The following is a 10127-nucleotide window of genomic DNA, read 5'->3' on the forward strand; positions in this document are numbered from 1 at the left end:
TATTATTAGAAGTCATTCAAATTTTTATATAGTAGCGCAAATAAAGCTCTGATTTGAACTAAAAGCCAGTACTGGTCCTTAAAAATACCAGTACTGGCAAGAACTTAGTTTTCGAAAGAGGCTTCCATTTCCTCAAGTTCCATCATGAGTTCTAAAAGTTGCTCTTCATGTTGTTCAAGTTTAGCCTTCAGCTCGGTTTGTTCATTCATCAATTTCAGCAAATCATCTTTACGGTTTGCTTCGTATAATGAGCTATCTGCTAAAGCTTCTTCAATTTCAGCAAGTCGCGGTTGAAGCTTTTCAATTTGTGATTCAACCTTCTCAATATTTTTACGAATAGGTCGAGTCTGTTCACGACGGCGTGCGGCTTCCTTACGCTGTGCTTCTTTATCAACTTTAGTTGGAGCAGGGGCAGCAGATGATGAGTTATTTGCTGCTACAGCAGTTTGAGCATTGATTTGCTGCTGACGTGCTTCACGTAACCATTTAGCATAATCCTGCAAATCACCTTCAAACTCGGTACATTTGCCGCCGTGTACTAAAAGAAGTTCATCACACACACTAGCAATAAGTTGACGTTCGTGAGAAACCAGAACAACAGCACCTTCAAAATCTTGTAAAGCCATGCTTAGTGCATGACGCATATCAAGGTCTAAATGGTTCGTTGGCTCATCGAGAATTAAAACGTTTGGACGCTGCCATACAATCAGTGCTAGAGCCAAACGAGCGCGCTCACCGCCAGAAAAGCTTTCACATGGTGTATCCATGCGTTCACCACTAAACCCAAAACTACCAAGGAATGAGCGTAAGGTAGCTTCACTAATTTGTTTATCTGCCAACCGAGCAAGTTGAAGCATCGGGCTGGCATGGCCATCTAAAGCATCCATTTGATGCTGTGCGAAGTAGCCAATATTAAGCAACTCCGAAGCTTTACGTTCACCTGCTAGAAGTGGTAAATCACCGACCAAGCTCTTAATCAAAGTTGATTTACCTGCGCCGTTCATACCAAGTAAACCAATACGTGAGTTCGGTGTAATTTGAAGTTTAATTTTTTCAGCAATTTGCTTATCGCCATAACCTATGCTGGCATTGTCTAACGTCAGCAAGGGTGAACTCATTTTGGTCGGTTCACGGAAACTAAAAGTAAACGGCGTATCGACATGAGCAGGTGCGAGTTGTTGCATACGCTCAAGTTGTTTAATACGACTTTGTGCCTGACGAGCTTTAGTGGCTTTTGCTTTGAAACGGTCAATAAATTTTTGTAGGTGAGCACGTGTTTCTTGTTGCTTCTCAAAAGCTTGTTGTTGTTGTGCTAAACGTTCACTTCGAGTTGTTTCAAATGTGGAGTAATTACCCGTATAAAGCGTGAGTTCTTGATTTTCGATGTGAAGAATATGATCTGTAATTGCATCTAAAAAATCGCGGTCATGCGAAATGAGGATGAGAGTACCTTCATAGGCTTTAAGCCAATCTTCTAACCACAAAATTGCATCTAAATCTAAGTGGTTGGTTGGTTCATCTAGTAATAATAAATCAGAACGACTCATTAATGTACGCGCCAAGTTTAAGCGCATACGCCATCCACCAGAAAAACTAGCAACATTTAAACGTAATTGATGCTCTAGAAAACCAAGACCAGCCATGAGTTGGGCAGCTTTAGATGGCGCTGAATAACCGTGAATTTCATCAAAGCGGCCATGTAGTTTGGCCAAGTCTGAATCTGTGAGTTGATCTGGTTGAGCAAGCTTATTTTGAATATCCCAATATTCTTCATCACCAGACAGAACAAAATCGAGGGCAGGCATGTCTAGAGCTTTAACTTCTTGCGCCATATGCGCCACAGTCCAGACTGAAGGACGAGTAAGTGTACCTTCATCTGCGCCTAAGCTGCCCAGTAACGCTGCAAATAACGTTGATTTACCTGCACCATTGACCCCAGTCAGACCAATCTTCCAACCTGGGTGTAATTGCATAGACGCTTTTTGAAAGAGAACACGTCCACCGCGGCGTAAAGAAACTTGGTCAAATTGAATCATCTTGTCTTATCGAGGTGAGTTAGGGATGCTGTATTTTAAAGAGAACTGACCGTGAAGACAAAACTTTCAGAGTTTTAGTTTATAAATGCTGAGATTGCATGGCTTAACCTATCTCTATTTAAGCTATTCGTCTGAAAATATCTAAATTTTTAACGAGATAGACCACATTTTAAAAAATATGGCTAAAATAAAAACAATTTAAAACTTGGTTGATAAATGAACTCCTAATAAAACTAGACTAAGGAAAGTCAAATGAAAAAAGGATTGGGGATAATTGGTACAGTATTTTGCTGTGCTATGGGAACAGCACATGCCGGGCAAAATGTATGTGTATTCGATTTATTGGGAAAATCAGGTGAATCCTACAAACTGATGGAAGAGTGGGCACTTGCAGCCAAAAGCTGGCAGGCTGACATTACTTTAATTCCATTTCAAGATGAAGCTTTGGTAGATCGTAGACTGCGTGAGGGCAAATGTGACGCAGCTTATATGACCTCAATGCGAGCACGAAATTACAATAAATTTGCAGGTTCGATTGATGCGATTGGTGGTGTAACCAGTAATGCCATTGCTCAAAAGGCAATTAGTTATGTTTTAGACCAACGTAATAAACATCGCATGGTAACAGCACAAAATGGAACAAACTACGAGGTGGTGGGAATTGTCCAGATTGGTTTGGCTTACTTGTTTGTAAGAGATAAAAACCTCAACTCAATTGAAAAAGTACGTGGTACTAAATTTGCTATTTTACAATATGACGCAGCTCAAAAAATTATGGTGGAAAGTGTAGGTGCACATCCTATTCCGTCAGAAATTACCGATTTTGTGAAAAAGTTTAATAGTGGCCAAGTCGATGCGATTGCCGCACCTGCTTATGCGTATAAACCCTTAGAAATAGGCAAGGGTATTGGAACAAATGGAGCGATGTTTACTTTTCCAGTGGTCAACGTTACAGGGGATTTAATTGCAAGAAGTGATCGGTTTCCAGCCAATTTTGGAATGAAGTCTCGTGACTGGTTCATTAAGCAGTTACCGCAAAATTTTGCAATGGTGAAACAGTTGGAAGCTGGGGTACCGCCTAAAATTAAATTAAATTTTTCAGCTGAAGATAAATTGAAATACCAAAAAATATTACGGGAAGGTCGCCTTGGTCTAACAAAGCAAGGTGTATACGATGCGACAATGATGAGTGTGCTGAAGCGTGCACGATGTACCATTGAACGCACAAATTTTGAATGTACGCTCAATGGAGAGTAGATTGTTTTTTAATCACAAAATCGCTACACATATTTCAAAGCTGAATATGGGTATGAAAATTGTGAATATAAAAAGTAACTTACGGAAAATTAGAGATTTTTACTTCTAATAAATAATTTAAATAGAACAAACAATGATCCAATCAGATAAAAATATTTGAGTAAAAGCTCTATTTTTTTCTAAAAAACATGATTAATATCTGTGTTTGAAAGGAAACTTCAAACAAAAAATCTGTTCCGTGGAAGGATGAAGAAAATGAAAAAAATCGTACTTGCTATGGCTGCCGCTTCTGTTGTTGGTTTTTCTGCTTCAGCGCAAGCAGCGAGTACCGTGTGTGTATTCGACCTCTTAGGAAAAGCAGGCGACTCATATAAAATGATGGAAGAATGGGCTCTAGCTGCAAAAGGCTGGGGTACTGAAATTAACTTGGTTCCTCGTCAGGACGAGGCTGTTGCAGATAATGATTTCAAAGCTGGTAAATGTGATGCTGTAGCAATGACTGCTATGCGTGCACGCCAATATAACAAATTCGCAGGATCAATCGACTCGCTTGGCGGCGTTCCTAATAACCAAATCGCGCAACGTGCTATTACTTATGTATTAGATGCACGTAATGCTGCAAAAATGACAACTAACCTTGGTGGTAAAAAATACGAAGTTGCTGGTATCTCTCCATTAGGTTCAGCATTCATTTTCGTACGTGACAAAAACATCAGCTCTGTTGAAAAAGCTGCGGGTAAAAAATTCGCCGTATTAGGCTATGACGATGCACAAAAAATTATGGTGCAACGTGTAGGTGCTCAGGCAGTTCTTTCTGATATTTCAAACTTTGCTGCTAAATTTAACAATGGTCAGGTAGATATGGTAGGTGCACCTGCTTATGCATACAAACCATTAGAATTGAACAAAGGTTTGGGCGCAAATGGTGTAATGTGGAATTTCCCAGTATTACATGTAACTGCTGACCTTGTATTACGTGCAGATAAATTCCCAGCTGGTTTTGGTCAAAAGTCTCGTGACTGGTTTGTAAAACAATTACCTAAAAACTTTGCGATGATTAACCGTTTAGAAGCGCAAATTCCAGGTAAATACAAAATGAACCTAAGTGCTGAAGACAAACTCAAGTACCAAAAAATGTTACGTGATGGTCGTATGGATTTAACTAAACGTGGTATTTACGATGCAGGTATGATGTCTGTATTGAAAAAAGCACGCTGTTCTGTAGACAAAGCTAACTTTGAATGTTCAATGGCTGGTGAATAATTCATATTGAACTTAAAAGCCTAGATTTATTCTAGGCTTTTTTGCTTTATACAGGCTGTCAATTCAGCCATTGTGGTGTATTAAAAAGTCGCTAATCTAAATTGAGGATAAAACTTCATCTGGATACATGAAGGTATTAAAAGGGAACAAGGATGTGAGTGATCAAAGAGCTACTATAGATATTTAAATAGTTATTTTTCTTTAATTGAGCTCATATAAACAGAATTGCTCGTAAAAATATCTTAATCGTGAATTTTAGATGAAGCATATCTCATGAGAATCATGCCAACCAGCGTGAAATTTCTTGATGCCAAAAACAAAAAATCTACAAGGAAAGGAAAAGAATATGCGATTTTCCAAAACGCTTTTACTTGCGATGGGACTCACAACAATTTCATTTGCAGCCGAGGCCAAACAAACCATTTGTGTTTTTGACTTCGTTGGTAAAAATGGTGATGTCTATGCACTCATGAAAGATTATCAGCTTGCAGCGAAAAACTGGGGAGCTGATATCGAACTCAAAGTAAATCAAAACGAAGCAGTGATTGCTGAAGATTTTAAAGCTGGTAAATGTGACGGCATTAGCGTATCAGGTATGCGCGGACGTCAATTCAACTCATTTACAGGTTCATTAGATGCAATTGGTGCGATTCCAGATCTCAAACTTGCTGTTAAAGTCATGCAAGGTTTAGCGAGTCAAACCTTTAGTAAATATATGGTCAATGGACGCTATGAGGTCGTAGGTGTTATTCCGGTAGGGGATGCTTACCTTTTAGTAAACGACCGTAGTATTAATACAGTAGCGAAAGCTGCGGGTAAAAAAATTGCTGTTCTTGACTATGATGAAGCACAAAAAATTATGGTTCAGCAGGTCGGTGCGCAGGCTGTGAGTGCAGATGTGACGAACTTCGGCGCTAAATTTAATAATCATCAGGTCGATATTATTGGTGCGCCAGCAGCAGCGTTTAAACCTTTAGAACTACAAAAAGGCTTAGGTACGAAAGGAGCAATCGTTAACTATCCAATCTTACAGGTGACTGGAAATATTATTATCCGTCCTGATAAATTCCCAGCTGGATTTGGCCAAAAATCTAGAGAGTGGGTGGCAGGCCAGTTACCACGTGCCTTTACTATCTTAGGTAAAATGAAAGCAGATATACCGCAAAAATACTGGATGGATGTACCGGCTGCGGATAAACCAGGCTATCAAAAGCTTATGCGTGAATCACGAATTAACCTTACAAAGCGCGGCGTTTATGATAAACGGATGATGAAACTATTATGGCAATTCCGTTGTAAACAAGATGCGAAAAACTTCGAATGTGGCTTACAAGATGAGAATTACAAATAATCTTGATAAAAATACTCAAGATTCGCTTTAAACTTCGAAGACAGACCCTATATTGATTATGCTATACTCAATATAGGGTCTTTTTTATTTTGAAAGGCACAGCAAAATCCGAGGAACAATCATCATGAATGCCCAAGCTCTAGTTTTGACAGATAATGCTGCCAATAAGGTACGCCAACTCCGTGATAGTGAAGGGAATGACGATCTCATGTTACGTGTATATGTAACAGGTGGTGGATGTTCAGGGTTTTCATATGGCTTCAATTTCGCCGAAAGCGTAAATGAAGATGATGCTGAATTTGTAAATGGCGATGTAAAGATGCTTGTTGACTCACTCAGCTATCAGTATTTAGTTGGCTCAGTGGTTGATTATGTTGAAGGCCTTGAAGGTTCACGCTTTATTGTGCAGAACCCAAATGCGACAACAACTTGTGGTTGTGGTTCTTCATTCTCGATTTAAAAAGAATTTTAAATAAAAAAGCCTCTCTATTTTGAGAGGTTTTTTTATTGGTCAAATCATGATTTTTCACTGACAGATTCTAAAAAGTATTGAACCAGTTCAGGTGCATTCTGATAAGGAATCCAATGAGAAGCGTTCATGAAAATGGCTTTATAACTATTTTTAAAATAACGTGAGTTTAACTCTGCACTTTTTTCAGTAACGGCAATATCATCTTTACCCCAAATAAACAGAGTTGGCACATCTATTAATTTAAATGGATTCTGAGGTTTCTCCCAGAAAAATCCACGATACCAATTCAACGCCGTAGTTAGCCTATTTTCTTTTATAAACTCAGTCTCGAATATTTCAATTTGCTGCTCGGTCATCCCAGATGACTTAAGAAAGTTACGGCCTAATTTAGGTATCTTTTTAAATAAAAGTTCAGGCAGAATAGGAAGCTGAAAAATTGCAAAATAATAAGATTTAAAAAGTTGTCTGCTGCTTAAACAAGCTTTTAAAAATGCAGCTTGATGGGGGACAGAAACTAAAGTGAGGTGTTGAATATACTGTGGATATTTGATGGATACACTAGACGCAATTACAGAACCCCAATCATGCCCAATTAAATAAACTGGCTGACCAAGCTGCTCAATAAAACTCGCTACATCTTCTACTAGCTCACTTAAAGCATATTCAAAGCGGCTTTGGGGGCTAGCATTTAAACTATACCCACGTTGATGAATCGCAAGCGTTCTAAACCCATGCTTATGCAATAGTTCAGAGGTTTGCTCCCAACTATGGGCAGTTTCTGGAAAACCATGCAATAAAACAACGAGTGGACCATCTAAAGGGCCTGAATCAATCACATCGAATGTCCAAGCCCCACGAGTATATTGATGAATACGGTTGGTCAAATCCATAACAACATGCCTTAGTTATTTTTGTTGGCATTTATCATGAGTTTTTATGCACATTTAAATAACAGCATTTCGGGTCAGTAAATGTGCTATGAGGTCTAATCTGTCCAATTAAATTGCATCGGTAGCTTTATATCGCCGTGATCGTACCTAAAATTCTAAAATTCGAAGCACCTGTTACCGCTGGTAAATTACCACTTAAACTATTCACAAAACGCATTGCTAACCAAGCAAAGGCTGTAGCCTCGACCCAGGTAGGGGAGAGTCCTAAAACATCTGTGGTTTGAACTGACCAATTGTGCTTACGTAAACGCCAGCGTAATTGTTCTAACAAATAAGAGTTATAAGCACCACCACCACATACATATACTTCACCTGTTTCCATATCAGAACGATAAATCGCTTTTTGAATAGCACGTACCGTAAGCTTTAATAAGGTGGCTTGGATATTTTCAGGTGTATCTTCTAACTCATCGTAAGTTAAATCATTACGCCAATCGATTAACTGATCATCTAACCAGTCAATATTGAAATCTTCACGTCCCGTACTTTTAGGTGGCTCTTTAGAAAAATATTCATGAGCATGAAGACGGTCGAGTAACGAACGAATAGGATGTCCATAAGCGGCCCAATCACCATTTTCATCATATGGATGACCTGTATGGCGATGACACCATGCATCCATCAAAATATTCGCAGGTCCAGTATCAAAACCAAATACGCCGTCAGGATTATTGGCCGGCAACATGCTCACATTGGCAATGCCTCCCAAATTCAAAATCACACGATGAATACTTGGATGTTGAAATAATGCCTGATGAAAAGCCGGAACTAATGGAGCACCTTGACCACCTGCAGCCATATCTCTACGACGGAAATCTGAAACAACCGGAATTTGAGTGATTTCAGTAATAATATTGGGATCGCCAATTTGTAACGTAAAGCCATGCTCTGGACGATGACGAATAGTTTGCCCATGCGAACCAATCGCTTTAATTTGGCTACGGTCTAGTTGGTGCTTCTCAATTAAGCTATTAATCCCGTGACCAATCATTTTGGCTAGAGCAACATCAGCTTTACCCATGCGGTCAATTTCATTGTCATCGGGTAAAGTTAATGCCATAAGCTCATCACGTAACTCGGGTTCGAATGGAACTGTAAGAGTGGCATGAAGCTGTAGTGGCTCAAATGAAGCCGCAACAATATCTACACCATCCATACTAGTGCCAGTCATTACGCCGATATAGATTGCGCTCATATGCAACTTCCCCTGCAAGACGCTGAAAAAATGTTAGTATATCGCACAAATTGAATAACTGATGTGTTTAGGTTTTGTGATGTCAAATTTCTTGCCCGCCGAAGAACAGCTTGCCCTCATCCAACGAGGCACGCACGAAATTATTTCAGAAGAAGATTTACTGAAAAAGCTTAAAGAGAACCGTCCTCTTAAAATTAAAGCTGGTTTTGACCCTACGGCACCAGATTTACACTTAGGACATACGGTTCTTATTAACAAACTAAAAACGTTTCAAGACTTGGGCCATGAAGTTACCTTCTTAATTGGTGACTATACAGCGATGATCGGTGACCCAACTGGTAAAAGCGCAACTCGTCCGCCGTTGTCACGTGAACAAGTCGAAGCTAACGCTAAAACTTATCAAGAACAAGTTTTTAAAATCTTAGACCCAAATAAAACAAAAGTACGTTTTAACTCAGAATGGTTTAATCAAAAGTCTGCTGCTGACCTTATTCAGTTAGCAAGTCAACAAACCGTATCACGTATGTTAGAGCGTGATGACTTTACTAAGCGTTATAGCAACCATCAGCCGATTGCAATTCATGAGTTTTTATATCCTCTAGTTCAAGGCTATGACTCAATTGCACTTGAAGCTGACGTTGAGTTAGGCGGTACAGACCAGACCTTTAACTTACTCATGGGCCGTACGTTACAAAGCCGTTATGGTCAAGAATCACAAGTGTGTATCACTGTGCCGATTCTAGAAGGTTTAGATGGCGTAAATAAAATGTCTAAATCTTTAGGTAACTATATTGGTGTTTTTGATGCGCCAGGTGCAATGTACCAAAAAGTATTATCAATGCCTGACTCTTTAATCGAACGCTACTTCGACCTATTAAGCTTCAAATCTCTTGATGAGATCAAAGCTTTATTAGACGAAATCGCTGCTGGACGTAATCCACAAGAAGTAAAACGTATTCTTGCGCTTGAGTTGGTTGAACGCTTCCATGATGCCGAAGCTGCTGCCAATGCTCATAAGAGTGCGGGTAACCGTATTACAGAAGGTGAGGTGCCAGAAGATACACCTGAAGTGACTATTTCACGTGGTGAGTTTGGAGGAGAGATCTTTATTGCTACGATTTTACGTGTAGCAGGATTAAATCCAAATGCAGCAGCTGCAAAAGATGCAGTAGCACGTGGTGCAGTAAAGGTTGACTGGAATGTAGTAGATGCAGGTTTCTCTGTAAAAGAAAATGGGACTTTCATTATTCAGTCAGGTAAGAAAGCAATTGCACGTGTAACTTTCACTGACTAAGAACGTTATATGGTGATAAAAGCAGGAGTAATCCTGCTTTTTTTATTTTAGGACTACAAAATCAATTAAGCGTTCCACGTGGAACAATTTGTAATTAACTTAATAAGTAGAAAAATAGAAAAAGAAAAGAATAAAAAGTATTAAACAATAAATAGAGTATTTGCTCTAGTCTGTCTTTGGAATCTTTGGAATCTTTGGAATCTTTGGAATCTTTGGAATCTTTGGAATCTTTGGAATCTTTGGAATCTTTGGAATCTTTGGAATCTTTGGAATCTTTGGAATCTTTGGAATCTTTGGAATCTTTGGAAT

9 protein-coding genes are annotated in these 10127 nt (G+C 39.1%); 5 read left to right on the forward strand and 4 right to left on the reverse strand.

Going from position 1 to position 10127, the window contains the following annotated elements:
* Positions 1–104: 104 nt before the first annotated feature.
* Positions 105–2036 carry an ATP-binding cassette domain-containing protein gene (locus ACG59Z_RS17275; RefSeq protein ID WP_263612613.1) on the reverse strand — a complete coding sequence of 644 codons (1932 nt, stop codon included), beginning with the start codon at positions 2034–2036 and terminating at the stop codon, positions 105–107.
* A gap of 252 nt (positions 2037–2288) precedes the next feature.
* Here ACG59Z_RS17275 and ACG59Z_RS17280 point away from each other — a divergent pair, with 252 nt between their 5' ends.
* The 4 genes from ACG59Z_RS17280 to erpA all read left to right on the forward strand — a co-directional run bounded on the left by ACG59Z_RS17280 (position 2289) and on the right by erpA (position 6367).
* Positions 2289–3293: a putative solute-binding protein gene (locus ACG59Z_RS17280; RefSeq protein WP_396463770.1), complete on the forward strand. Its 1005-nt coding sequence runs from the start codon at positions 2289–2291 to the stop codon at positions 3291–3293.
* A 255-nt stretch (positions 3294–3548) separates the two neighbouring features.
* Positions 3549–4556 (forward strand): putative solute-binding protein, encoded by a 1008-nt coding sequence (locus tag ACG59Z_RS17285; protein ID WP_311087036.1) that lies wholly within the window; start codon positions 3549–3551, stop codon positions 4554–4556.
* Positions 4557–4902: 346 nt separating this feature from the next.
* On the forward strand, positions 4903–5907 hold the full coding sequence (locus tag ACG59Z_RS17290; RefSeq protein ID WP_024438166.1) for a putative solute-binding protein: 1005 nt from the start codon (positions 4903–4905) through the stop codon (positions 5905–5907).
* Between the two features lie 124 nt (positions 5908–6031).
* Positions 6032–6367: an iron-sulfur cluster insertion protein ErpA gene (erpA, locus tag ACG59Z_RS17295; protein WP_000993572.1), complete on the forward strand. Its 336-nt coding sequence runs from the start codon at positions 6032–6034 to the stop codon at positions 6365–6367.
* A 56-nt stretch (positions 6368–6423) separates the two neighbouring features.
* On the opposite strand, the gene ACG59Z_RS17300 is transcribed toward erpA, so the two are convergent.
* Positions 6424–7269, reverse strand: coding sequence for an alpha/beta fold hydrolase (locus ACG59Z_RS17300; RefSeq protein ID WP_400200560.1), 846 nt, complete (start codon positions 7267–7269; stop codon positions 6424–6426).
* A 127-nt stretch (positions 7270–7396) separates the two neighbouring features.
* Positions 7397–8524, reverse strand: a complete 1128-nt coding sequence (locus ACG59Z_RS17305) for an anhydro-N-acetylmuramic acid kinase (protein WP_400200561.1) — start codon at positions 8522–8524, stop codon at positions 7397–7399.
* A gap of 61 nt (positions 8525–8585) precedes the next feature.
* On the opposite strand from ACG59Z_RS17305, the gene tyrS reads away from it, so the two are divergent.
* Positions 8586–9818, forward strand: a complete 1233-nt coding sequence (gene tyrS / locus ACG59Z_RS17310; protein WP_006581460.1) for a tyrosine--tRNA ligase — start codon at positions 8586–8588, stop codon at positions 9816–9818.
* Positions 9819–9912: 94 nt separating this feature from the next.
* On the opposite strand, the gene ACG59Z_RS17315 is transcribed toward tyrS, so the two are convergent.
* The coding region (locus ACG59Z_RS17315) for a hypothetical protein (protein WP_400200562.1) at positions 9913–10127 on the reverse strand (215 nt) is incomplete at its 5' end.

Source organism: Acinetobacter sp. ABJ_C1_1, from assembly GCF_044684115.1.
In the GTDB taxonomy this organism is placed as follows: Bacteria; Pseudomonadota; Gammaproteobacteria; order Pseudomonadales; family Moraxellaceae; genus Acinetobacter; species Acinetobacter nosocomialis_A.

Coding starts and splice junctions, on each gene's coding strand:
- erpA (WP_000993572.1), top strand. CDS start 6,032: ATGAATGCCCAAGCTCTAGTTTTGACAGATAATGCTGCCAATAAGGTA.
- ACG59Z_RS17280 (WP_396463770.1), top strand. CDS start 2,289: ATGAAAAAAGGATTGGGGATAATTGGTACAGTATTTTGCTGTGCTATG.
- ACG59Z_RS17285 (WP_311087036.1), top strand. CDS start 3,549: ATGAAAAAAATCGTACTTGCTATGGCTGCCGCTTCTGTTGTTGGTTTT.
- ACG59Z_RS17290 (WP_024438166.1), top strand. CDS start 4,903: ATGCGATTTTCCAAAACGCTTTTACTTGCGATGGGACTCACAACAATT.
- ACG59Z_RS17305 (WP_400200561.1), bottom strand. CDS start 8,524: ATGAGCGCAATCTATATCGGCGTAATGACTGGCACTAGTATGGATGGT.
- tyrS (WP_006581460.1), top strand. CDS start 8,586: ATGTGTTTAGGTTTTGTGATGTCAAATTTCTTGCCCGCCGAAGAACAG.
- ACG59Z_RS17300 (WP_400200560.1), bottom strand. CDS start 7,269: ATGGATTTGACCAACCGTATTCATCAATATACTCGTGGGGCTTGGACA.
- ACG59Z_RS17275 (WP_263612613.1), bottom strand. CDS start 2,036: ATGATTCAATTTGACCAAGTTTCTTTACGCCGCGGTGGACGTGTTCTC.